21 protein-coding genes are annotated in these 25,030 nt (G+C 42.8%); 17 read left to right on the top strand and 4 right to left on the bottom strand.

Features of this window, described 5'->3' with window-relative positions:
- Window positions 1–82: 82 nt before the first annotated feature.
- The 9 genes from IGI73_RS13760 (at window position 83) to IGI73_RS13720 (ending at window position 12,904) form a co-directional block, all read left to right on the top strand.
- Window positions 83–2,761, top strand: coding sequence for a cation-translocating P-type ATPase (locus tag IGI73_RS13760; protein WP_005228006.1), 2,679 nt, complete (start codon window positions 83–85; stop codon window positions 2,759–2,761).
- A 171-nt stretch (window positions 2,762–2,932) separates the two neighbouring features.
- Window positions 2,933–3,361: a hypothetical protein gene (locus IGI73_RS13755; protein ID WP_005228008.1), complete on the top strand. Its 429-nt coding sequence runs from the start codon at window positions 2,933–2,935 to the stop codon at window positions 3,359–3,361.
- Window positions 3,362–3,856: 495 nt separating this feature from the next.
- The gene (gene abc-f / locus IGI73_RS13750; protein ID WP_074934082.1) at window positions 3,857–5,350 is read left to right on the top strand and encodes a ribosomal protection-like ABC-F family protein; all 1,494 of its coding nucleotides are present in this window, start codon (window positions 3,857–3,859) and stop codon (window positions 5,348–5,350) included.
- 476 nt (window positions 5,351–5,826) lie between these two features.
- Window positions 5,827–6,900: an ABC transporter ATP-binding protein gene (locus IGI73_RS13745; RefSeq protein ID WP_151195592.1), complete on the top strand. Its 1,074-nt coding sequence runs from the start codon at window positions 5,827–5,829 to the stop codon at window positions 6,898–6,900.
- Entirely contained in the window at window positions 6,900–7,781 is an 882-nt protein-coding gene (locus IGI73_RS13740; protein WP_005228014.1) for a carbohydrate ABC transporter permease, read from the top strand. Before IGI73_RS13745 ends, IGI73_RS13740 begins: the two co-directional genes overlap by 1 nt.
- Before the next feature lie 4 nt (window positions 7,782–7,785).
- Window positions 7,786–8,604, top strand: coding sequence for a carbohydrate ABC transporter permease (locus IGI73_RS13735; RefSeq protein WP_005228015.1), 819 nt, complete (start codon window positions 7,786–7,788; stop codon window positions 8,602–8,604).
- Window positions 8,588–9,880, top strand: a complete 1,293-nt coding sequence (locus tag IGI73_RS13730; RefSeq protein WP_438759263.1) for an MBL fold metallo-hydrolase — start codon at window positions 8,588–8,590, stop codon at window positions 9,878–9,880. The genes IGI73_RS13735 and IGI73_RS13730 overlap by 17 nt, the downstream gene beginning before the upstream one ends.
- Before the next feature lie 16 nt (window positions 9,881–9,896).
- A complete protein-coding gene (locus IGI73_RS13725) occupies window positions 9,897–11,180 on the top strand; it encodes an ABC transporter substrate-binding protein (RefSeq protein WP_016609876.1) in 1,284 nt (427 codons plus the stop codon).
- Between the two features lie 176 nt (window positions 11,181–11,356).
- Window positions 11,357–12,904: a bifunctional metallophosphatase/5'-nucleotidase gene (locus tag IGI73_RS13720; RefSeq protein WP_438759262.1), complete on the top strand. Its 1,548-nt coding sequence runs from the start codon at window positions 11,357–11,359 to the stop codon at window positions 12,902–12,904.
- A gap of 43 nt (window positions 12,905–12,947) precedes the next feature.
- Here the strand turns inward: IGI73_RS13720 and IGI73_RS13715 are convergent, their stop codons facing one another.
- From IGI73_RS13715 to IGI73_RS13705, 3 genes are read right to left on the bottom strand one after another with little or no spacing between them, the layout of a single operon-like run.
- Window positions 12,948–13,109 (bottom strand): hypothetical protein, encoded by a 162-nt coding sequence (locus tag IGI73_RS13715; RefSeq protein ID WP_005228019.1) that lies wholly within the window; start codon window positions 13,107–13,109, stop codon window positions 12,948–12,950.
- 33 nt (window positions 13,110–13,142) lie between these two features.
- A complete protein-coding gene (locus tag IGI73_RS13710) occupies window positions 13,143–13,493 on the bottom strand; it encodes a hypothetical protein (protein WP_005233740.1) in 351 nt (116 codons plus the stop codon).
- Between the two features lie 19 nt (window positions 13,494–13,512).
- Window positions 13,513–14,535 carry a lactonase family protein gene (locus tag IGI73_RS13705; RefSeq protein ID WP_428206761.1) on the bottom strand — a complete coding sequence of 341 codons (1,023 nt, stop codon included), beginning with the start codon at window positions 14,533–14,535 and terminating at the stop codon, window positions 13,513–13,515.
- 118 nt (window positions 14,536–14,653) lie between these two features.
- Between IGI73_RS13705 and IGI73_RS13700 the strand changes: the two genes are divergently transcribed.
- The 8 genes from IGI73_RS13700 to IGI73_RS13665 all read left to right on the top strand — a co-directional run bounded on the left by IGI73_RS13700 (window position 14,654) and on the right by IGI73_RS13665 (window position 23,467).
- On the top strand, window positions 14,654–15,007 hold the full coding sequence (locus IGI73_RS13700; protein ID WP_005228025.1) for a PTS glucitol/sorbitol transporter subunit IIA: 354 nt from the start codon (window positions 14,654–14,656) through the stop codon (window positions 15,005–15,007).
- Window positions 15,008–15,022: 15 nt separating this feature from the next.
- Entirely contained in the window at window positions 15,023–16,204 is a 1,182-nt protein-coding gene (locus IGI73_RS13695; protein WP_428206760.1) for an AI-2E family transporter, read from the top strand.
- A gap of 281 nt (window positions 16,205–16,485) precedes the next feature.
- Window positions 16,486–17,055 (top strand): TetR/AcrR family transcriptional regulator, encoded by a 570-nt coding sequence (locus IGI73_RS13690; protein ID WP_010749120.1) that lies wholly within the window; start codon window positions 16,486–16,488, stop codon window positions 17,053–17,055.
- 33 nt (window positions 17,056–17,088) lie between these two features.
- A complete protein-coding gene (locus IGI73_RS13685) occupies window positions 17,089–17,625 on the top strand; it encodes a flavodoxin domain-containing protein (RefSeq protein ID WP_428206759.1) in 537 nt (178 codons plus the stop codon).
- Window positions 17,626–18,156: 531 nt separating this feature from the next.
- A complete protein-coding gene (locus IGI73_RS13680; protein WP_060791536.1) occupies window positions 18,157–19,083 on the top strand; it encodes an ROK family protein in 927 nt (308 codons plus the stop codon).
- Window positions 19,084–19,212: 129 nt separating this feature from the next.
- Window positions 19,213–21,480, top strand: coding sequence for a helix-turn-helix domain-containing protein (locus IGI73_RS13675; protein ID WP_438759261.1), 2,268 nt, complete (start codon window positions 19,213–19,215; stop codon window positions 21,478–21,480).
- A gap of 33 nt (window positions 21,481–21,513) precedes the next feature.
- Window positions 21,514–22,815 carry a family 20 glycosylhydrolase gene (locus IGI73_RS13670; protein WP_015510408.1) on the top strand — a complete coding sequence of 434 codons (1,302 nt, stop codon included), beginning with the start codon at window positions 21,514–21,516 and terminating at the stop codon, window positions 22,813–22,815.
- 151 nt (window positions 22,816–22,966) lie between these two features.
- Window positions 22,967–23,467 (top strand): GNAT family N-acetyltransferase, encoded by a 501-nt coding sequence (locus IGI73_RS13665; RefSeq protein WP_195961323.1) that lies wholly within the window; start codon window positions 22,967–22,969, stop codon window positions 23,465–23,467.
- Between the two features lie 239 nt (window positions 23,468–23,706).
- Here the strand turns inward: IGI73_RS13665 and IGI73_RS13660 are convergent, their stop codons facing one another.
- Window positions 23,707–25,011 (bottom strand): alpha-L-fucosidase, encoded by a 1,305-nt coding sequence (locus IGI73_RS13660; RefSeq protein ID WP_074536702.1) that lies wholly within the window; start codon window positions 25,009–25,011, stop codon window positions 23,707–23,709.
- Between the last annotated feature and the right edge of the window lie 19 nt (window positions 25,012–25,030).

Here is a 25,030-nt window from a genome sequence, read left to right as displayed (position 1 = left end):
TGCTTAGACAGTGCATACATAAGTCTATTTTTTTTCATATCATGTACAATAAAGGAAGAGTAAATATAAAAGGAGGAGAAACATGTCAGAAGAAAACAAAAAGGAACAGCTATCGCAGGCGTTTTATGCGCAAGAAGCGCAGCATGTTCTGGAAGAAATGCAAACAGATGCCAATGGATTAACGAACGATGAAGCACAAAAACGCTTATCTGAGTATGGTCCCAACGAATTAGAAGAAGGCAAAAAGAAATCGATGGTACAAAAATTCTTTGAACAATTCAAAGATTTGATGATCATCGTTTTGCTAGCGGCGGCGATTATCTCAGCAGTCGTTTCCCATGAAGTCGTGGACTCAATTATTATTTTAGCAGTTGTCATTATCAACGCGATCATGGGTGTCGTTCAAGAGGCGAAGGCGGAGCAGGCGATCGAAGCACTAAGAGAAATGTCTACACCAAATGCCAATGTGTTGCGTAATGGTCATACCGTCACCATCAAGAGCGATGAATTGGTTCCAGGGGATATTGTTCTATTAGAAGCTGGCGATGTCGTACCAGCAGATTTACGCCTTTTAGAAGCAAGCTCGTTAAAAATTGAAGAAGCTGCTTTGACCGGTGAGTCCGTACCAGTCGAAAAAGAATTGACCGTCATCGAAGGGACGGATGTCGGGATCGGCGATCGCGTCAATATGGCATATTCAAACAGTAATGTGACCTATGGCCGCGGCAAAGGGGTCGTGGTCAATACAGGGATGGGAACTGAAGTTGGGAAAATCGCTGGCATGCTGGCTAGCGCCCAAGAAACCGAAACACCATTGAAGCGTAACTTAAATGAACTAGGAAAATTCCTGACGATCGCCATCATTATCATTGCAGTGATCATGTTCTTTGTTGGAACGATCTTTAACAATACGTCATGGGTCGACATGCTATTGACTTCGATCTCATTAGCAGTAGCGGCGATCCCAGAAGGGCTGCCAGCGATCGTAACGATCATCTTAGCCTTAGGTACGCAAGTAATGGCGAAACGAAATGCAGTGATCCGTAAATTGCCAGCGGTTGAAACCCTTGGGGCAACCGATATTATCGCTTCTGATAAAACTGGTACGTTGACGTTGAATCAAATGACCGTGGAAAAATTGTATGTCAATGACAAGCAACATGCTGCTTCAGAAGATATTCCGTTAGACAACATGGCATTAAAAGTCATGAACTTTGCCAATGATACAAAATTTGGTGAAGAAGGCAACTTGATCGGTGATCCGACTGAGACCGCATTGGTGCAATTCGGGATGGATCAAGGATTCCATGTGCGAGATCTTGTCAATCAAGAACCACGGGTAGCAGATCTGCCATTTGATTCTGACCGAAAACTTATGAGTACGATCCACCAACAAGAAGACGGTCGCTATTTAGTTGCTGTCAAAGGCGCACCAGATGTCTTGCTAGGCAGAACCTCAAAAGTACTACTGGACGGCCAAGAGCTGCCGATGACCAATGAAGAAAAAGAAAAAATCTTATTCAACAATACCGATATGGCAAAACAAGCACTGCGGGTATTGGGGATGGCCTACAAATATGTAGACCAAGTACCAGAAAACTTAGAATCAGAAATCGTCGAAAATGATTTGGTCTTTGCTGGCTTAGTCGGAATGATCGACCCAGAACGGGCAGAAGCAGCCGATGCGGTACGTTTAGCCAAAGAAGCTGGGATTCGTCCAATCATGATCACCGGAGACCACCGCGATACAGCTGAAGCCATTGCGGGACGTTTAGGGATCATCAAACCGGGCGATGATGATGCCGTCTTGACTGGCGCTGAACTCAATAAAATGAGCGAAGAAGAGTTTGCCCAAAAGGTAGCGAACTACTCAGTCTATGCACGGGTATCACCTGAACATAAAGTTCGGATCGTCAAAGCTTGGCAACAAGAAGGCAAAGTCGTTGCCATGACTGGTGACGGGGTCAACGATGCACCGTCACTGAAGCAAGCCGATATTGGTGTTGGCATGGGGATCACAGGTACCGAAGTTTCTAAAGGTGCTTCCGATATGGTCCTAGCAGATGACAACTTCGCTACGATCGTCGTAGCAGTGGAAGAAGGACGAAAAGTCTTCTCCAATATTCAAAAAGCGATTCAATACTTGCTAGCCGCTAACCTAGGGGAAGTTTTGACCTTGTTCTTAGCAACCTTGTGGGGTTGGGACTCGCTATTGCCGATCCACTTGCTTTGGATCAACCTAGTAACGGATACATTCCCAGCAATTGCTTTAGGAATGGAGCCTGCTGAAAAAGATCTAATGAAACATGCACCGCGGGGACGCAGTTCCAATTTCTTCTCTGGTGGTGTGATGAGCAGTATCATCTACCAAGGGATCTTGGAAGCGGCAACCGTGCTGTTCGTTTATTGGTCAGCGATCCAATGGCCCGTTCACAATACGTACGATGCGATCCATGCCGATGCCTTAACGATGGCCTTTGCCACGTTAGGATTGATGCAGTTGTTCCATGCCTTCAACGTCAAATCGATCCATCAGTCGCTCTTTAAAGTAGGGGCATTTAGAAACAAAGCCTTCAACTGGGCGATCCTGTTGTCCTTTGCGTTGATGCTGGTGATTTTCATCGTGCCAGGATTAAATGATATCTTCCGTGTTGCACACCTTGACTTGTATCAATGGGGCATCGTTTTAGGCGCCTCCTTTGCGATCATTCCAGTCGTTGAGATCGTCAAAGCGATCCAACGAGCAATGGGACGCAAATAAGCCAAAAATAAACGGAAAAACAATCAATGGTCTGCTGTCCTTCTCCCTGGGCAGCAGGCCATTTTTTGCTGGCTTATTTTCGATAAACCCTGCGGCTGTTACTTGACCTTTTCATTTGCAGTAAGAAACGGTAAAATAGGAGATAATAACAAAGAAAGTAGGGGACCCACTGTGCGACCAAACTTAGGTTTTTATGTACAAACAATCAACGATCTTGTCAAAGAAACAGAAGCGATCGGGGAGAAAATGAATCCCAATTATGAAGAGATCCGCAAAGCGATCGACGAGAAGAAAGAAGCCGAGGTAACACCTGAGCGGCTAGCTGAGATTACCAGAATTTTTAAAGAAGGCACGGACAAATACCGCTTGATGCTGGAAAAAATCAGCAAATTGCGTCCCCCAGCGAATGTGATGGGGATCCATAAAAAATTCGAACGGGCGTATATGAAATATGTTGCTGGCTGTGATGAGATGATTTTGAGTCTCGATAACAAAATCGACCAAGAAGCCTTTGATGCGGCAGAAGCCAAGCAAGATGAAGCAACCGACGAAATTTCTTTTGCCATTCAACGGATGACGGCTTTATTGTTAAAAAAATGATAAACATTCAAGTTAAACAAGAGTTATTTAATTTAACTGTTATGTTTTTCACATGTAAAGTTTTTTTATCGGAGGTATAATGAATTCACAACCAACAACCTTTTTATTTTTCATTTTACTCCTTTTGCCATCAGGACTAACCAACCTGATGGTTTTTTTGTGTTTCAAGTGTTTTTTAATGAAACGTTTCCAGCGACAACGGGTTTAGTTTGTGAATAAAATATAAAGGAAAAGCAGCAGGGGGTACTGAACTTGCGCTTTTTTGCCGATCAATGCTATACTTAGGGCACTATTAAACGAAATGAGGGATCCTCCATTGAAAAATTAACCAATTTGTTGAAAGCTGCATGAAACTGTTCCTCCAAGGGGATAGTCTGCAGATTTTCAGGATTGGTTGACTTTTTCGATGGGGGATCTTTTTGTGTACCTCTAAAAACTGATTCTGAAAATAGCTTTAGGTCTACTCTATTCCGTGAATAGAGACGAGGTATATTTATGTCGAATATCAGTATTAATCATTTAACTTTTGGCTTTGACAGCCAAGAACGGTTGCTTTTTGAGGATGCCAACTTGAACCTTGATACACAATGGAAATTAGGGTTGATTGGCAGAAATGGTCGCGGCAAAACGACCTTGCTGCGTCTGCTGCTCAATGAATTGCCTTATAGCGGCTCGATTACCCATGAGCAGCAATTCGTTTATTTTCCCTTACCCGTCGCTGACGATCAGCAACTGACGCTTTTTGTTTTACAGGAATCTGGCGAATTTGAGCAGTGGCGTTTGGAACGGGAATTGAACCTGCTGCAGCTTGATCCAGAAGTTCTTTGGCGGCCCTTTGCCACTTTATCTGGCGGCGAGCAAACGAAAGTCCTGTTGGCGCGGTTGTTCGTTGATGAAGAGAATTTTCCTTTGATCGATGAACCAACCAACCATTTGGATGTGACTGCTCGCGAACATGTTGCCCGCTATTTGCAGCAAAAAACCGGGTTTATCGTTGTGAGCCATGATCGACAGTTTGTCGATGACGTCGTCGATCATGTATTGGCGATCGAAAAAAGCCGCTTGGTGCTGTACAAAGGGAATTATTCAGTCTATGAGCTGCAAAAGCAGCAAAAAGATGCGTATGAGCAAGAACAAAACAGCAAGTTGAAAAAAGAAATCGGTCGTTTGAAGCAGACGGCAGCCGAGAAAGCGGAGTGGTCCCGAGGACGCGAACGGGACAAATTAGGGTCGCCGACCAAAAAAGGCAGCGGGGCAATCTATGATACGGGGGCGATCGGTGCCCGAGCGGCACGGACCATGAAGCGCTCGAAAGCGATCGTTAAACGGATGGAAGATCAAATTCAAGACAAGTCTGCGTTGTTAAAAGACATTGAGTGGATTGATCCTCTGAAAATGACTCCGCTTGTTAGCCATCATGATGTGTTGCTGGAAGCAGAGCATTTTCAGCTTGGCTATGAGCAGCCTTTGTTTAAACCGCTGACGTTTGCGATCCGTCAAAAAGAGCGCTTGGGGATTCAAGGGGCCAACGGATCTGGCAAGTCCAGTTTGATTGCGAGTATTTTAGGTACTTTCGATGGACAGCAGACAGGGACGATCAAAACAGCCCATGGGATCACCATCAGTTATGTCCGACAAAACTACGAGGACAACTGTGGGATGCTGACAGAATTTGCCCAAGAGCATGGCTTGAATTATCAAGATCTGCTAAATAACTTAAAAAAGCTTGGCTTGGAAAGAGCTGTCTTTCAAACGCCGATCCAGCAAATGAGCATGGGGCAGCGTAAACGCGTGGAACTAGCCAAATCATTAGCAACACCAGCAGAATTGTTTATCTGGGATGAACCGCTAAATTATTTGGACGTCTTCAATCAAAAGCAATTAGAGGAAGTGATCCATTTGGTGGAGCCTTCTATGCTGATCATTGAACACGACCGTTATTTTCTTGAGCAAGTTTCAACGAAATTGCTGACGCTGACGGGTGACTGAGGCGAAGGATAGAATGAAAAAAAGGACGATTGTTTTTTTAATAATCATCCTTTTTTTGTTATTTTAAAAGAAGAAATACTGATGGTCTTAGTAAACAATTACTAAAGGTGCTTTTGGACAAAAAGTCGCGTAAAAATAGTGTTAACATCAATGGATACTAAAGGATTGATAATTTTTACCCGTTTTTCATGAAAATTTTCTAAAAACGTTAAAATGTTCGTGTTTACTGGCTAGAAACTGCGTTGTTTGGCTCATTGTTTTCTCATTAAAAGGTAAATTAATTAAAAATTCTTTCATAATTCCCAATGATTTTTACAAAACATTTACAATAATGGTATCGAATAAAAACATTCGTTTGTTATGATTAAAATCGAATTTCTTTGAGCGTTTGACCGAAACATCAAGAGTTCGTTTTTTTTGTGACTTGAAATGCCAGTCAACTATTCGGAGGAAAAAGAGAAAATGGAGGGGCAGTTTTGATAGAAGTAGTCGGGTTGAAGAAGGTTTTCGATAATAAGTTTGAAGCCTTGAAAGCAGTAGATTTTACAATAGAAAAAGGCGATTTGGTTTGTTTGTTGGGACCAAGTGGTTGTGGGAAATCGACGATATTGAATTTGATCGCGGGGTTGTTGAGTCCCACCGATGGTGATATCCGCTTTAATGGTTCTTCCGTTGTTAAGACCGAGCCAAAAGACCGCAATATCGGGTTTGTTTTTCAGAATTATGCCCTTTATCCCCATATGACTGTTTTAGAAAATGTCATGTTTCCACTGACAGTCGGAGAGAAAAAGATCAAGAAAAACGAAGCACAGAAAATTGCTGAAAAGTTCATGAAACTGACCAATATTGAAGAGTTAAGTCAGAAAAAACCAGGAACCCTTTCTGGCGGACAGCAGCAACGGGTAGCGATCACGCGTGCCTTGGTGCAAAGTCCAGAAGTCTTACTACTGGATGAACCATTAAGTAATTTAGATGCCCGTTTGCGCTTGAAGATCCGTGAAGAGATCCGTCGGTTAGTCAAAGAAGTGGGCATCACCACGATCTTCGTGACCCATGACCAAGAAGAAGCTCTTTCTATCAGTGATAAGATCATCTTGATGAACGAGGGGATCATTCAACAAAATGATGATCCGCAAAACCTTTACTTAGAACCAAACAATCTTTTTGTAGCGAAATTCATCGGTAATCCAATCATCAACATCTTGCCAGTAGAAGTCAAAGAGGGTCAAATGATCCATCCTGCCTTCACTGTACCAGTTGACCGTTTTACTGACCTTCGCTTCAAGAAACCATTAACAGACGGCCAATACACGTTAGGCATTCGTCCAGAAGATGTGCTGACCACCTTGCAAGCAGGTTTGTTCCAAACGGAAGTCAAGAGTGTGGAGCTGATCGGAAGAGAACGAATCTTGAACTTTGATCTGGCTGACAAACATATGAAATCGATCGTTAGTATTGAAGAAATCATTGAAGAAGGCGCGCAAGTGTCATTTGATTTTCATTACAAAAAAGCCTTTATCTTTGATGAAAAAGGAGAGCGGGTCTACTAATGTTCAAAAAAAATTATAACCCTGAGAACCAACCGAAAGCATGGCTGTTTTTACTGCCTTCATTGGTCATTATTTTCTTATTCAGTGTATATCCGCTGTTTCGTTCCTTCATCATGAGTTTCCAAAAAGGAACCTTGATTAACCAACAGTATGCTGGGCTTGAGAACTATCAAAGGGTTTTAACGGACCCAGTCTTCTTTCGAGCACTGCAAAATACGGCGCTCTTTGCTTTTGCGGTCGTACCGATCGCGTTGATCCTTTCTTTAGCGATTGCGTGGATCATTTTTGAAAAAGTCAAATACAAAAGTTTTTTTGAAACGATCTTTTTTATGCCTTATGTCACGAGTACGATTGCCATCGGGATCGTGTTTCGCTACTTTTTCAATGGCTCTTACGGGATCATCAACTATTTGTTGAGTCTTGTCGGCATTCCACCAGTCAACTGGCTGGATAATGTCAATATGAGTATGACGACCTTGATCATCTTTGGCGTTTGGACGAGCCTCGCCTTCAACATTATTATCTTGTTGGCAGGAATGCGCAACATCGACAAAGAACACTACAAAATCGCAAAAATGTTTGGCGCCACCGATGGCGAGATTTTTCGGAAAATCACCTTTCCGCAGTTGATCCCGACTTTTGCCTTCTTGTTAACGGTCAATCTGATCAGTGCCTTTAAAGTCTATACTCAAGTATATGCCTTGTTTGGCGGACAGCCAGGGATCGCCCGCAGTGCAACCACGGCAGTCTTTTATATTTATGACAAATTCCATATCGCCGGACGTCCGGGGATTGCAATGGCGGCAACCGTGATCTTGTTCATCATTATTTTGCTCGTCACCTTTATCCAAAATAAACTTTTGAAGAAAGTGGGCGAATAAACGAATGAAAAAAATTGTCACGATTGTTTCGATGCTGTTTTTAGCAATTTTAGCAGTGATCACGCTGTTTCCCTTTGTCTATATGATTTTAGCTGGTCTAATGACCTACAGTGAAGCAACCAGTATTCCACCGACGATCATGCCAGAGTCTTTCCAGTGGAGCAACTACGGGGAAGTTTTTACCCGAGCACCGTTTTTACGCTACTTCTTTAATACGGTCTTCGTTTCCGCGGTGACGACTATCGCGACGCTGATCACTGCGATTCTAGCTGCCTTTGCATTGACTAGTCTTGAATTCAAATACAAACGGTTAGTTATCGGATTGATGATCTCGTTATTGATGGTTCCTTATGAATCGATCATTTTCACCAATTACAATACGATTGCGCGAATGGGCTTATTGAATACGTATAGTGCGTTGATCATTCCCTTTCTGACCAGTATTTTTTACATCTATTATTTAAACGGTTATTTACAGAGTATTTCTAATACCTTTTATAAGGCAGCCAAAATTGACGGTGCCAGCGACCTAGCTTATATCCGCCGAATTTTGATCCCCATGTCTAAACCAGCCTTGGTGACAGTCGGGATTCTGACGTTCATCTCTAGCTGGAATTCCTTCTTATGGCCGTTGCTAGTAACCAATGAGAAAAAATACCGCCTCTTAAATAATGGGTTGGCTGCCTTTACCACAGAAAGCGGCAGCGATGTTCATTTACAGATGGCGGCAGCGACCTTGACCGTCATTCCAATTCTGATCATTTACTTGATCTTTAGAAAAGAAATTATCAAAGGAGTGGCTAAAGATGGCATCAAAGGATAAAACGACGATTACCTTTCATAGCGGGATCTTAACGATTGGAGGGACCGTCATCGAAGTTGCGTACAAAGATGCCCATATCTTTTTTGACTTCGGTTCGGAGTATCATCCAGAAACACCCTTACCAGATGAAGAATTACAAACGTTAGTTGCGCATCGCTGGATACCAGAACTGAAAAATGTCTACGATCCACGCTTAGATTACACGTACCAAGGAAGCGAAACGAAAGAATACCAAGAAACAGCAGTCTTTCTTTCCCACGCCCATCTGGATCATTCCAAGATGATCAACTTTTTAGACCCAAATATTCCTATGTACACCTTGAAGGAAACCAAAGCGATCCTCGAAGTGTTGAATCAAAAAGGGGACTTCTTGCTGCCCGTTCCTCATGAAGAAAAAAGCTTTGTCCGTGAATTGATCGGCTTAGAACCCCATGATGTGATTCGGGTCGGGGAAATCGAAGTCGAGATCATTCCAGTCGATCATGATGCGTACGGTGCGGCAGCTTTGTTGATTCGCACGCCAGATCATTTTATCGCTTATACCGGTGATTTGCGTTTGCATGGCTATCATCCAGAGCGTACCAAAGAATTCTGTCAGTTAGCCAAACACACGGATCTATTGATGATGGAAGGGGTCAGCATCAGCTTTCCAGAAAGAGAACCGGACCCCAAAGCGATCACAGTGGAAAGTGAAACAGAATTGATCGAGACCTTCGTGCGTCTGGTCAAAGAAAATCCCCAACGACAAATTACTTTCAATGGCTATCCAGCCAATGTCGAGCGCTTTATGGCGCTTGTTGAAGCCGCGCCGCGGACGGTTGTTTTAGAGGCGACGCAAGCTGCTTTGTTGAAAGAAATTTTCAATAAAGATGTACCGTTCTATACGATCGATAATCAAGTACCAGCGACTCTCGATCCAGCCTTCGCCATTTCTTATCAGGCATTATGTGCCGACACGAGCCAGTACCTTTGGCAAGCAGTCGCGCATTTTGAAAACTTGCAGACGGGTGGTTTGTATATTCACAGTGATGCGCAGCCGTTAGGCGATTTTGATCCAGCTTATCAAGTCTTTTTGGATCAATTGGCAGCACTGGAGATCGAATTTGTCCGTTTGCCAAACTCGGGACATGCGAAACCAGCTGATTTAGATCAGATCATTGCATGGATCGAGCCCCAACGATTGGTTCCAATCCATACGCTGAAACCAGAAAATCTGGTGAATCCGTATGGTGAAAGAATATTGCCGCAGCGCGGTGAAAAAATTATTTTAGAGTGATAGAGGAGAGGAAAAAATGAAAACAAAGAAACTTGCATTTGCAGCAGCTGCAGCCGCGACATTGGTATTAGGGGCTTGTGGAAACAACAACGATTCATCTGGTTCTACCGAAAGTGATGAAATCGTTACAGAACTAAGCGAAGATACGACTGTCACCTTTTGGCATGCAATGAATGGTGCGCAAGAAGAATCATTGACGAAATTGACCGAGCAATTCATGGACGAAAATCCAAACATCAAGATCGAATTGCAGAACCAATCAAGCTATCCTGATTTGCAAGCAAAGGTGAATTCAACCTTGCCTTCACCAAAAGATCTGCCAACTATCACCCAAGCATATCCTGGTTGGTTATGGAATGCTGCCCAAGATGACATGCTAGTTGACCTTGGCGAATACATCAACGATGATACTATCGGTTGGGGTGACCAAGAAGAGATCCGCAGTGCCCTTTTAGATGGTGCACAAATCGACGGCGTGCAATACGGGATTCCTTTCAACAAATCTACAGAAATGCTGTTTTACAATGCAGACATGTTAGACGAGTATGGTATTGACGTACCAACAAACCTGGAAGAATTAAAAGAAGCTTCTCAAGAAATCTATGAAAAATCAAACGGTGAAGTCGTAGGTGCTGGTTTTGACTCATTAAACAACTACTATGCCATCGCAATGAAAAATCAAGGCGTTGATTTTGACAAAGACTTGCAATTAGACAGCGATGAATCAAAAGAAGTCATCAACTACTACCTAGATGGTGTTAAAGACGGCTACTTCCGAATCGCTGGTTCTGACAAATACTTGTCTGGTCCATTTGCCAACGAGCAAATCGCAATGTATGTCGGCTCAATCGCAGGGGAAGGCTTTGTTAAAAAAGATACCGAAGGCAAATTTGAATATGACGTAGCAGCACGTCCAGAACCAATCAACTTGCAACAAGGAACTGACTTGTATATGTTCAACAGCGCAACACCAGAGCAACGCACCGCTGCTTTTGAATACATGAAATACCTAACTTCGCCAGAAGCGCAAAAAACATGGGCGATCGATACCGGCTACATGCCAGTTGTTGAATCTGTTTTGGAAAGCGATGAATACAAAAACAATCCTGAAACAAAAGTCGCTGCCAAATTAGAAGATGCAACCAAAGAATTGTTCTCGATCCCAGTGATTGAAAATGCTGATCCTGCTTACAATGAAATGCGTTCAATCATGGAAAACATTTTGTCTAATACAGATCAAGATGTCGATCAATTGATTGAAAACGCAAAACCACAATTAGAAGATGCTTGGAACCAATAATTCTGAATTTCTTCGTCAAAATAGGGTATAATCAAGGAAACACCTGAGAATGAAAGACAAAAGGGTTTGTGCCATAAGGTTTGAAGACACAAGGAAGCAGAAAATGCTAGCTTTCGAGGGTTTTCGACTTATGCGCATGCCCTTTTGGTCTATTGAGGGGAAAAGGAGTCTTTTGAATGAAAATCACGTTTTTAGAAACGAGCGATATGCATGGCTATGTCTATCCAACCAATTTTGCCGATGACACGGAACAAGGATTCGGCGTGGCAAAAATTGCTACCAAAATGAAAGAGCTACGTCAAGCAGCCACCGGACCGGTCGTAACGATCGAAAATGGCGACTTTATCCAAGGCTCGCCCTTAAGCTATTACATCGCCAAAAGCCAGCACTCCGTTGCCGCATTGACCGCTGTCGTCAACCACCTGGACGTTGATGTCCATGTCTTAGGCAATCATGAGTTCAACTACGGTCTGCCTTATTTGCAAGAAGCGATCGCCAGCTACCAAACACCAGTACTCGCAGCGAATATTTTAAATGAAGCGGGAGAACCATTCTTTGGCCAAGCTTACACCATCATTGAAAAAGAAGGGGTAAAGATCGCGATCTTAGGAATGGTGACGCCATATATTCCTCATTGGGAACAGCCTGCGACGATTCGCGGGATGCAGTTTGTCAGCATCGTTGAGACAGCGAAAAACTATGTGCCTTACTTAAGAGAAAAAGCCGATATCGTTGTCGTCAGCTACCATGGCGGCTTCGAGCGTGATTTAGTCACTGGAGAACCGACCGAATTATTGACTGGTGAAAATGAGGGCTATCAATTATTGCAGGAAGTCTCAGGAATCGATGCGTTCTTCACAGGACACCAGCACCGTGAGATCGCCACAAAAATCAATGGTGTCCCCGTTGTACAGCCCGGTTATCGTGGAAGCTTTATCGGCGCCATCGAATTGACGGTTGAAAAAAATCAGACAGGGGTTTATGTCACAAACAGTACGGCTGCGTTGATCCCTGTTGCAGATGCTGTCCCAGATCAAGAGACGTTGGCTTTGTTAGCACCCATCGAAGAAGAATTACAAACCTGGCTAGATCAGCCGTTAGGCAAAGTCAGTGGGGATATGCGAATCACCGATCCGATGGGGGCACGCTTGAAAGAGCACCCTTATATTGAATTTATCAATCGTGTTCAGATGGCTGCCAGCGGCGCCAAAATTTCTGGTACTGCTCTTTTCAACAATGAGGGCAAAGGCTTTGGCGCAACAATCACGATGCGAGATGTGATCACTAATTATATTTACCCAAATACGTTAGCTGTAGTCAAAATAACAGGTGCCGAATTAAAAGCCGCTTTAGAACAAACGGCGGATTATTTAGCCGTTGTTGACGGTCAGATCGTCTTCAATCCTGCTTTTATTGAGCCAAAACCGCAATATTATAACTACGATATGTATGAAGGCATCGAGTATACGATCGATCTTAGTCAACCCGTCGGTCAGCGAATCACCCGCTTGGACTTTGAAGAAAAAGCCATTGCGATGGATCAAGAATTAGAGATCGTCATTAACCAATACCGTGCAGTAGGTGGCGGCAACTACGCCATGTTTTCTGCCGAAAAAATCGTTCGTGAGATTCAAGTCGATATGACGGAACTGATTGCTGACTATTTAAAACAGCATCCTCAAATCGAAGCTACGACGAATCAAAACTTTCTAGTGACGTTATAACAGTAAAACAGCCTGCGATGAAGGAATCATCGCAGGCTGTTTCTTAATTTTCTACATTGCGTACATAGTCATCAAAGTATTTTACCAAATCCGCTTTGACTTGTTGATAGTCTTCTTCGGAATACTCTTTGTCTTCTAGTTTTGCTTCGAAAAACGGCATGGCCAATTCTTCTCGTAAACGATCCAACACTTGTTCTTGGTTCATAACGTCACCTTTTTCACATTTGATTTGATTTCATCATAACAAATGAAATGAGGCTGTCAATGCTTCGTAAGTGTCTTTCATTTTTTCTAAACGATTTTTTAAAGAAACAAAATCATCGTCATCATGAAAAAGGACTTGTTTTAATTCAAAATAATAGATCTCAAAAGCATCAAAGAAAGCAATGACTTCCGCTGTTTGCAGCTCTTTGGCAGTATCGCAGCGAATATAGGCTTTTTCAGCAATCGCATACGTTTCTGCAGTCGTTAATAGGACCAATGATTCATTGTATTTGCGGCTCGTCACTAGTTCAAAGGTTGATTGACATTTATTGTAGATATTAGAAAAATCTTTGAGCACAAGTTCCTTTGGTGTTTTATCAAACATGGGGGAATCCTCCAAAACTTTATTTTTTGAATAAGACGCAGACACATTCTGGTGCGTAGATGTCTTTTTCTAAGACAGTCAATTTGCCAGTGGCTTCATCGCGTTTGTATAACGTTAGGTTATCAGAATTTTGGTTGGCACAAACGAGATAATCGTTTGTCGGGTCCAAATGGAAATCGCGAGGGAAGTCGCCTTCAGTCGAGATTGATTGAACAAAAGTCAGGCCAGCGCCTTCATCGGTTACTTCAAAAACAGCGATTGAATTATGGCCGCGATTTGAGCTGTAAACAAAACGGCCATCGTTCGAGATACGTACCGCAGCGCCACTGTTGAAATCCGTAAAGTCCGCAGGGATCGTTGGCACCTTTTGGATTTTCTCAAAACTGCCATCTGCTTCATTGTAGCGTAAAACAGTCAATGAGCTGTCTAATTCGCCCACTAAGTAAGCGTATTGGTTATTTGGATGGAAGACCAAATGACGTGGACCAGTTCCGTCTTCTGCCACGTAAACGGAAACTTCTGTCAGTTTGCCATCTTCTGAAATATCATAAGTATATACCCGGTCTGTTCCAAGGTCACAAACTGCTAAACGTTGGTCTGGTGTTAAGTCAGTATAGTGGACATGAGGTTTGTCTTGGTTTTCATGAGAGCCGACGGGTTCATCATGGTAGATGCTGTCCGTTGCTTCGATGCTGCCATCCTCTAGAATTTTATAAACATTCACTTCACCTTTATGGTAGTTGGCACCATATAAAAGCTGACGGGTTTCATCAACTGCTACATAGCAAAGTGGTGCGCCTTCTTCCGTTGCGGTATTCAGCAAGGTAAAGTCTGGGGTATAAGCAGCTGCGCCGCCGTTGCCATCTACTTCTGTGACGCTGTAAACTGCTTCTTTTTTACTGCGGGCAAGATAAGTCGGACTTTTTTCTTCCGCGCATAAGGTCAAATCGGTCAGTGTTCCTTTTTCCGTATCTAAAGCGATCGAATAGATCCCTTTACTTTCGCGACGAGTGTACGTACCTAAATAAATCGTTTGCAACATAAAAAAACCTCCTAATAGTTTCATTCCTATTTAATTCTACCATAGAATGCGGTTTTGGGCGGGTAGAAAAACTCTTTATGTTATAATAAACAAGAAGATAGAAAGGGGAGTTTGTCATATGAAAAAAGGGACGATCAAAGAAATCGGTCCACAAGCGATCGATTCGCAAGAAAGAATGATCATCTTTTTTGGGGAAGAAGCGACCGACACACTGCGAGAATATTCAGTCATTCAAACGATTCCTGATTCGCAAGCGTTAGTCGTCACAAAAGGGGACCAGATCACTTTTGGTGATCAGACCTATCAAGTCCAATATGTAGGGACGGTCGTAAACCAAATCCTGCAAACGATCCAGCATGTGACCTTTGTCTTTGACGAAGTGCCGGCTGAAGATCAGCTTTCAAGTGCGATTTATTTAACGCCAACTGTTCTGCCGAAACTAGAAGTCGGCATGCAGGTGACGTACGACTAGGAGGCAAAGAATGTCATGAAAGAAACGCAGAAAAAGCCGCATTCCTGGTTTTGGAAATGGTTTTTAAACAATCAAGCAGTGACCAGCTTGCTGGTCATTTTATTGATTCTCTTGATTTTGTTGCTCTTTACGAAAGTGTCGTATTTGTTTGAACCCGTCTGGCAATTTTTAGCCATCGTCGGATTGCCAATCATTTTGGCGGGGATCTTGTATTACTTGATGAACCCCACCGTCGACTACTTAGAACGCAAGGGAATCAAACGAATCTACAGTATTTTTGGTCTCTTTATTTTAGTGGTTGGTCTGATCGTCTGGGGTGTGGTGGTGATCATCCCTAAGATCCAAGAGCAATCCATGAGCTTTGCGGATAATTTGCCAGGCTACTTGACGATCATCGAGAATAAGGTGAATGAGATTCTCTCTGATCCAATCTTCTCACAAGTCCAAGAGCAGATCGAAGCCTCCAATGAGAAGCTGATTTCTTCTTTGACGGATATCGTCCAAAACCTTTCCCGCAGCACGATTCAAAATCTAGGCAGTTTCTTCGGCGCCGTTGCAACGATCGTTTTAGCGGTCATTACCATGCCATTTATTTTGTTCTACCTACTGAAAGATGGCCGTAAACTAGCCCCTTATTTTGTTAAATTTCTGCCAACCAAAATGCGCCAGCCATCACTGGTCGTCTTAAAAGAGATGAACGATCAAGTATCCTCCTATATTCGGGGACAACTGACGGTGGCGTTTGCGGTCGCAGTGATGTTTATGATCGGGTTTAGTATCATTGGCTTAGATTATGCCATCACACTGGGGATTGCAGCGGGATTTCTAAATTTAATCCCTTATTTAGGATCTTTTTTGGCCATGATCCCTGCGGTCTTTTTAGGAATCGTCGGTGGACCCGTGTTACTGATCCAAGTGCTGATCGTCTTTGTCATTGAGCAGACCATTGAAGGCCGCTTGATTTCGCCATTAGTTCTAGGAAACGAGTTGTCGATTCATCCTGTCACGATCCTGTTAGTCCTCTTGACTTCAGGAAAACTGTTTGGCCTTGTTGGGGTCATTTTAGGGATTCCTGTGTATGCGGCAGCTAAAGTGGTCATTACCCATGTGTTTGAATGGTATACGCGGGTTTCCTCCTTGTATGAAGAGGAAGAACCGATCCCCGAAGCGCCACCAGAGGACACCCCAAAAGTGTAGCAGCTTCGAGTGTAAAAGAGTCCATACGTATTATCTACGGTACAGCCTTTTTCTGTGGGCTGTACCTTTTTTGTGCGGATAAAAGAGCCAGCAATCATTGGAAAGTAACGGAAGATTTACAACCTATGAACGATGATTTTTGAGAAATAGACAACTCTTTATTCAATAGAAAGAGCGAGGGATAGTGGCCTGGACCCAATTGACTTCGAAGGAACTAAATAATATAATCGATTTATATAAAGAGTTTATATAACGCAACTTGTGCTTAGGGAGGGCAATGAATGCCGAAACAACGAATAACAAAGGAAATGGTGGTTGATGCCGCCTTTGAGATTGCACGAAAAGGCGGTATGGAGCACGTGATCGTCAAGAACATTGCCGAGAAGTTAGGCTGTTCAGTCCAGCCCATCTATAGTTACTGCACCAATATGGAGGGCCTGCGAACAGAGGTAGAGCAGAAAGCACGGCAATTTTTACAAGCGTATCTAGAAGCCCATAGCGACCCCCAGGATCTGTTTCGCAGTACCGGACACGCGTATTTGCAATTGGCGAAAGAAGAACCTCATATTTTGAGTATTTTTGTCTTACAAAAAAGAGCGAATGTTTCGTCATTAGAAGATCTGTATCAGTTGGAGACGAATCCTCAAGTAGCCCAAAGGATTGCCGCCGATTTGACTATCAGTATAGAAACCGCCAAACAGCTACACATGCATATGCTCATTTACACGATCGGAATCGGTACGATTTTCTCAGTAACGACACCTGGTATTCCACTAGATGAAATCTATGCACAACAGGAAAAAGCGTACGAAACGTTTTTAGAACAAGCAATAGCTGGCACAAAACCATAAGGTGCAGTCCTAACTGCAGAGAGGAGTTCCCCCATGAAAAACGGCATTATTGTTTATCAATCGAAATACGGCGCTGTCAAAAAGTATGTCCACTGGCTTCAAGATGCAACAGGTTTTTCCAGCCTAGAAACCCCAAAAGCGAAAATAGCTGAAGTAATGGATTATGACACAATTATCTTCTGTGGGGGAATCTATGCATCGGGTATTGCTGGACTGTCCTTTTTAAAAAAGAATACCAACCAGCTAAAAGACAAAGAGATACTTATCTTTTGTGTGGGAGCCTCTGCTCCTGAAGAAGATGTTGTGAAAAAACTCAGAGAACAGAATCTCACGGGTCCGCTAAAAGACATCCCCCTTTTTTACGGCAGAGGACAATGGCAGGAAAGCAAAATGAATTTCTTTGAACGAAACTTAGTGAAAATGTTAAGAAAAGCTGCGGCTAAGAAAGCGCCGCACACCTATGACCCACAGACGAAGGCACTCATGGAAGCCAACGGACAAGATTGTGATTGGACAGATAAAAAGTACTTGGGTCCGTTGGTGGATTATTTGGAGCAGGGACTGTATTGAACGAGCACAAGCGTTTATTGAGGTTTTATGACTCAAATGAGCAATGAGTGACCAGAGTGTAAGAACAGAACAAAGTTAGTTTATTGCTAATAGATTTTCTGTTGTGACACCCAGAGTCAGCAACTAAGTTCTAAAAAATCGTTCGATCTATTTCTAAAAAGCAATGACTAAGTAGAATGCCGATCACGCATGAGAGGATGTCTTATGCGTGACGGTTTTTTGTTTTATAAACTAGATTGCTTATCTCAAAAAATGGGTAGCTGTTTCCTTTGCTGACAAAATTCTCAGGCACCGTATCTAATGGATTTCTTTTTTGCTTTGCAGGATGAACAGTTTTGTGAAGCTGAGCGTTAAACCTGATCTTTTTAGTGTTTTAAAAATAAGCAGATAAGCTATCACTTTCTGTACAACGTATATTCTTTCTAAATGCAAGATATCTTTCGTTGCGGGGTTTTTTATGGCTTGGGCGGATTTGACACACTGTTGCAAGAAATACATATGGTCGCCGAAAACGTTGGTTGCGTATACTAAATGCAAGATAAAAGAAAGCCTTGTGAGGTCAAGAAAATGTGGATTTTAGCAATTGATATTGGCGGTACTGCTATTAAATGTGGGTTAGTGAATAGTCAAGGGGAACGCAGACAATTGACTCAATTTCCTATGAACAAGGAATATGCCACAGTCACGCAACGCATATGTCGACACATCGATGCATTCTATGCTGCAACATTTGATGGTATTGCTATTAGCTCAACGGGACTGGTTGATCCACGAAGCCAAGAAATCGGGATGACATCACCTTTGTATGAAGGATTTGGCAAAAGACTGGTTAGGCATTTGCGAAGCACATACCAATGTCCAGTGGCTGCCGAAAATGATGGCAACTGTGCGTTATTGGCAGAAAAGTGGTTAGGTCACGCTCAAAATTGTGCGTCCTTTGCGACAATTGTCCTAGGTACATCCGTTGGCGGTGGCTTAATGATTAACCATCAATTGGTTCGCGGCAAACACTTACTAGCAGGAGAGTTTGGCTATATGCTTTTTCCGACCGAAACGAAGGATTGGGAACTTTGGAGCATCGCAGGGTCAACCAGAACTCTTGTGGAAGAAACAGCAGAGCGTATCGGAGATCCCACAATCAATGGGCAGCGCATTGATACACTGGTTCAAGAACAAGATCCGCGATGTCTGCCAATGGTCGCTGATTTTGTCGATAAGCTGGCGGCAGCTTGCTATAGCCTACAGTACATGATTGATCCGGAAATTATCTTGATTGGTGGTGGAATCAGTGCTAGCCGTTTCTTGATCCCTCAAGTAAACGCACGATTGGCTGTGATTGCTGAACAGATTCCAAGTACTGTTATCGTGCCAAACATTTGTGCCTGTCGTTTTGGCAATGAATCAAATTTATTAGGCGCTTGTTATAACTGGTTAAGAAAATACAAGCCTGATAGCTAACTTGTAAAAAAGCATTGTTTTTTATTAAAATAAAGCGTATTTTATTAGAGTATCATACATTCTTTTCTCCTAAATAAGTACCGATAAATGAAAGCGTTTTTGAGCTTTTGAAATAACAGAGAATAGGTGATGCAAGTGAGAAAGTACACGGAACAGAATCGTCAAAAACTATTTAGGGGAATCATTCGTGCCATCAGCTCTTATTTAATCGTGTTTTTAGTGCCTTTTTTAGCCGTGTCATGGATTTGGTATGATACCTCTGTCAAAAGTATCAATGAACAAGTACTGCTGACGGCCAGAAATCAATTGATCCAATTGAAATATTCATTAGAAAATACATTTATTCAATTGAATTATCTGACCCAAAAAATGACCAATGATCATGTTGTTTCATTGAAATACCTACAGCATCCTTACTTGACTAAAGAAGCAAAAGAAGCGATGCAGACATATAAAATCACTAACGATCTAGTCGAAGAAGTCTATTTATATTATAAAGAAGCTCCGGCGACCCTTTATTCAACCGTTGGCTCACTGTCAGTCGACACATTCTTGAATAAGGTACTGCCAAAAAACGATATGGACCAAGTTCAATTGGTCGCACAATTGGACTCTCCAGCGCCGACGTTACTGACATTGGAAGGTGCTGGTGGAGAACAGCGATATTCGCGTTTCTTTTATATCGTTCCAATTCAAAGTGAAGAAATGACCGTTTACGGCGCAGCAATCTACGAAATCAAAGAAAACAATTTGAAGAGAATCCTTGATTTAAGCAATAGTGATGGGCTCAGCAATACCTATATCATCAATGATGAGTATCAGTTATTAGCCAGTACCACCAATGATGAGTTAGCACGCTTTTTAAATCATCCTGAGCGAATGAAAAAAGGCATTCAAACAGGACGAATGCGGTTTGAACAATCGACGTATTTTGTTCAAGCAATTGCCAACAAAGAATTGAATATTTCGGTCGTAGCTGTCGCCAATCCGAATCAAGCATTGGCTTCAGTCAACCGTGTGCAAGAACAGTTCGTCCTAGTATTTATCGCCATATTGTTTACGGGTATCACCGCAGTCGTGATGCTTGGTTTACGCAGTTATCGGCCGATTCGCAAAATAGAAAATCTGGTTCAGGAGTTTCATCGTCATCCAAAAATGACTCTTCATTCGATGGATGATGTCCATAATACGCTAGCGGCATTTTTGGTAGAGCACCAAGAACTGCATCAGGAAGTTCGTTTACAAACACCCCATGCGAGAGAACAAGTATTGCGCAAATTAATGAGTGGACGTTTCCGTTCAGAACAAGAATTGGCTCTGCTTTTGGAAGCTGTCCATGTTTGTTTTCCTAAGTCGAATTATTTTGTGATCGCCATTGATACGAAAACTGTTGATACCAAAGCCAAGCAAGGGGATAAGAAATTTTTAATTGATTATATCGAAGAAATCAAAGAAGCTGATTATACGGCATATGCCACTGAAATTTTGTCCACAGAAATGCTGGCATTGACCGTTGGCTTTGTTGATGGCAAAGAACAAAAAGAAATTGTAGATGCTATCGCGGAAAAAATTACCCAAGCGATCTCCCTAACACCCGCAATGGGTGTCGGGATGACGGTGGATCAACTAACGGCTATTAATGAATCGTATATCGAAGGATTGGCGGCACTGGAAAATCAAGGAAGTCAAGGGAAGCAAATCAGCTACTATGCGGAGCTTTCCCAAGAGACCAAACATTTACCGATCAATTATCCAGACAATCAAAAATTAAAATTGATCCAAGCCTTGAATCAAGGAAATATTGAAATTGCCAGTGAAACGATCCAACGTTTGATTGAAGAAGGCGAGAGCAAACAGACTTCTCCTCGTGTCCAAAAAATGTACGGCTACTACTTGTTGAATACGATCGCGCAAGTCGGCGGTGAATTGGTGGGGGCAGAGGTACTGCATACTGCTTCTGAAAGTGCCGATTTCAACAGCTTGAACCAATTGCAGACGGCCTTGTTAACGATTGCCCAGCAGATTTGTACAAAGGTGCAGAAACAGCCGCTGGATGACGAGTCGGAAATGAATGAGAAAATCTTCAGTTTTATTCAAGAAAATTATCATTCCTCTCAGCTATCGCTAGAATCGGTGGCAGAGGAAGTAGGTGTATCTGTCTCTTATGTCAGCCGTTTTGTAAAAAAAGAAAGTGGCAAAACCTTCTCCAAATATATTCAAGAATTACGGCTGAAAAAAATCAAAGAAGAACTGATTGAAACAGATTTGCCAATCAAAGAAATTATTCGTAACAATGGGTATTATGATGTTTCCAACTATACGAGAAAGTTCCGAAAAATAGTGGGTGTGACCCCAGGGCAATACCGTGAAATGAACCAAAAAATGAGAAATTATTGAACGTAAATTATTGAAAGTAAGAGGAAGAATGAGATGAATAAACCAGTTGATTTGAAAGAAGCTCAGCAACGAGCTGCCGTCTTTTTTGAGGAGATAGGTTGGCAGTCGGCGAAGGAACCGCTCCCGCAAATAGTGGTCGATCCGCAGCTGGATGCTGATTTTCGATTTGAAACCCAAACAATCAGTGTGTCCTCGCCAGAACACGTCTTTTACGCGTTAACCAAATATGGCCGAGATCAAGCGACAGGTCAATTAGCACAGAAAAGCTATCTAGCAGCGCTTAAAGAACGCTGTCTGATGATCGATATCGGGCGTAAATTTTATTCTCTAACTGATTTGAAAGCAATCGTCCGCAGTATGGCTTGCTTCCAATTTACGCATCTGCAGCTTCATTTTTCGGAAAACGAAGGCTTTCGGATTGAATCCCAGCAATTTCCAGAAATCGTTTCGGAAGAATATTTGACCAAGCAGGAAATTCGTGAATTGATTGCGTATGCTCAAAACCATTCAATTGCCATTATCCCTGATTTTGATTCTCCTGGTCATTTGCGGCAAGTATTGGCTCAAAAGCCCGAGTGGCAATTACCGACAGCCGATGGCACGCGTGATGAACGAGCACTGAACATTTTGGATTCAGAAGCGGTAGCTTTTATTCAGGAAGTTTATCGGGAATATGCGCAACTGTTTGAAGACAGCACCTATTTTCATATTGGTGCCGATGAGTTTATTGATTTTGATCATTTAGAAAACTTTCCGCAAATGATCGAAGCAGCCCGCGAGCGCTATGGGGAAAAAGCTAGCGGAATCGAAGTTTTTATTGATTATGTCAATGAGCTGGCGGCCTTTGTTGAAAGTCTCGGCTTTGTTGTGCGGGTCTGGAATGATGGGTTTTACCGCTTGAATCGCCAAGAGCAGACAACGTTGACGGAGAATTGCCAAATCTCCTATTGGACCCGGTGGAACCAGAATATGGCGCCGGCAGATGTCTTTTTTGAAAAAGGCTATACCATGATCAATCACAATGATAATTTTTTCTATTATGTCTTAGGAGAAGCGGCAGGCTATACTTATCCAACCTACGAAAAAATCAGCAATGAATTCCAGTTGACGACGTTTGCCAATGGACAACAAGTTGCACAGGAACAGCTTGCCCAAACACAGGCGATCGCTTTATCCGTCTGGGCGGATGTACCTGAGGCCCAGACCAGTCGTGAAGTGATCCAAGCGATTTTTTGGCTCCAAGCGGCCATTAGCCAAAAAGTTTATAATGAACCCAATCGGCCAAAAGAGACAGTTCAAAAGCTCTATGATGGGTGGGAAGCGACATTCAGCTGATTGCTAGAGGAATTGGGTGAAGCAGCAATCCCTGATAATCCCTATTATTTTTTTATGATGAATAAGTTTAACGATAAGGCAAATCAATGCCAGCGGCACACTGTATAGAATGAACATAGCCCCGAGTGAGGGGGAGAAAGGGAGCAAATAAGTGGTCTTAGACATTCAACCGTTGAAGAGAAAAGATATCCTTGAAATGGATCAAATGTTTTTAAAGCAAGGGTGGCCTTCTCGCCAGCAGCTCTTGATTGATTATTTAAACGAGCAAGAAGCGGGGGAGAGATGCGTTTTGCTTGCCAAAATAAACAACAAAACTGCCGGGTATTTGACCTTGGTCCCTCTAGCAAAGCACGGACCATTTAAAGGCTTGTATCCAGAAATTGTGGATTTTAATATTTTTGAATCCTATCAAAATCAAGGGGTAGGCAGTCAGCTTTTAAAAGCAGCCGAAGAAAAGGCACGAGAAATAGCTGCCGTGGTGACATTGGGGGTAGGCCTGCATAATGGTTATGGATCGGCCCAGAGACTGTATGTAAAACAAGGCTATATTCCAGATGGATCTGGTGTTTGGTTCAATAATCAGAATTGTGCGATGAATGCGCCTTGCTGCAACAATGACGATCTTGTTCTTTATTTGTCTAAGGAACTTTGAACCTCCTGTGGTAAGTACCGTTAAGGATGGATTAAGCACGCAACTCGTCTGCATGTTCTCATCACCTGTTCAACAAGCTGGTTGGCTACTTTCGTATAGGCAAATTTGCGGGAGTTCTTGAACAAATAGCCATAAAAAATGACTAAAAGCGATCCGCTTCTAGTCATTTTTTTGTAAAGAAAGTAAGGGCAACGTCTTCATATAAATAAATTCTTCATTTAGGACAGTGCAACGGGTGCTTACATTTCTCTTAAAGTGATCTCGACCACTGGTACCAACACATCTGGTGGGCAGACGGGTAAGCTGAGAACAAGGTCCTCTTTGTTGATGATGGCTTCCGTTGAAGTGAGAACTTCCTCGGGATCAAATCCTCGGTAAAACAATTCGGAGCCATCATGTAAGAAACGGATATGCTTTACGCGTCCTGCAAGCCCTGGAAGATGCAAGGATTTGTATGGATAAGAAAAGAGGTGCAAGTAAAGTTTATTCCCGTTTTGGGTGTAACGACTGTCAATAGGCGGTTGAAAAGAGCTGGCACCACAGCCGATAATCGCTTGTTGATGATAATGCATCCATGAACCGATGGCTTCTAAATGGCTGCGAGTTGGTAAGCTGATTTCTCCACGAGCATTTGGGCCGATATTTAAAAGAAAGTTCCCATCTTTTGCCACTGTGTCAATCAGCATTTTGGTCATCATTTCACTGGATTTCCAGTGCTGAGCATCACGATCATAGCCCCACGTTTCGTACATCGTTTGGCACGCTTCCCATATCAAAGGCAATCCATCCGCTTCTAATGGTTTGTCTGGTTGGAATTGCTCAGGGGTGGTAATCCCTCGGCCCAAATCCAGACGGTCATTCAGCAGCATGTTCGGCTGCAGGTTTCGACAAATTTCTTCGATCCGCTTACTATCCCAATCGGCGGCACCTTTGCCTTTAGACCATCCCCAATCTCGATGACTATATGGAAAATCAAACCACATATAATCGATGGTTCCATAGTTAGTCAGTAGTTCAGTGACTTGACCAGCTAAAAAATCTTGATAGCGGCGCATGTCACGCTGGTTATTCGTCTGACGGGCTTGAATAGTCTCTCGTTGCGGATGCAGGCCGTCGAGCGTGAAATCTGGATGATACCAATCGATCAGCGAATGATACAGCCCAATCTTAATGCCGACCTTACGAAATGCCGGCAGCAGTTCTGCTAAGAGGTCACGCTTGAAGGGGGTATTGGTCACTTTGTATTCGCTGAGAGCGGTATCCCAAAGGGCAAAGCCTTCATGATGTTTCGTCGTGAAGACCATGTATTGAAAACCGGCCTTCTTTGCGGTTTGAGCCCATTCCTCTGCATTGAAAAGATCAGGATCAAACTGAGAAAAATAGTTCTCGCGATAGGTGGTGGGTTCAATTTTTTCTGTCGTCATAAACCATTCGTGTCGAGCGCCAATACTGAATAGGCCGAAATGGATGAATAAGCCAAACCGATCATGGAGGAACCAGTTTGGATCAGGGTAGTCGGCAGGCCAATTTTTATACGTTCTCATTAAAAATAACTCCTTTTTC

It is taken from the genome of Enterococcus sp. DIV0755f (assembly GCF_051713725.1).
GTDB classification, from domain to species: Bacteria; Bacillota; Bacilli; order Lactobacillales; family Enterococcaceae; genus Enterococcus_D; species Enterococcus_D casseliflavus.
The sequence above is the reverse complement of the archived record's forward strand: the minus strand, read 5'-3'. Positions and strand labels throughout refer to the sequence as shown.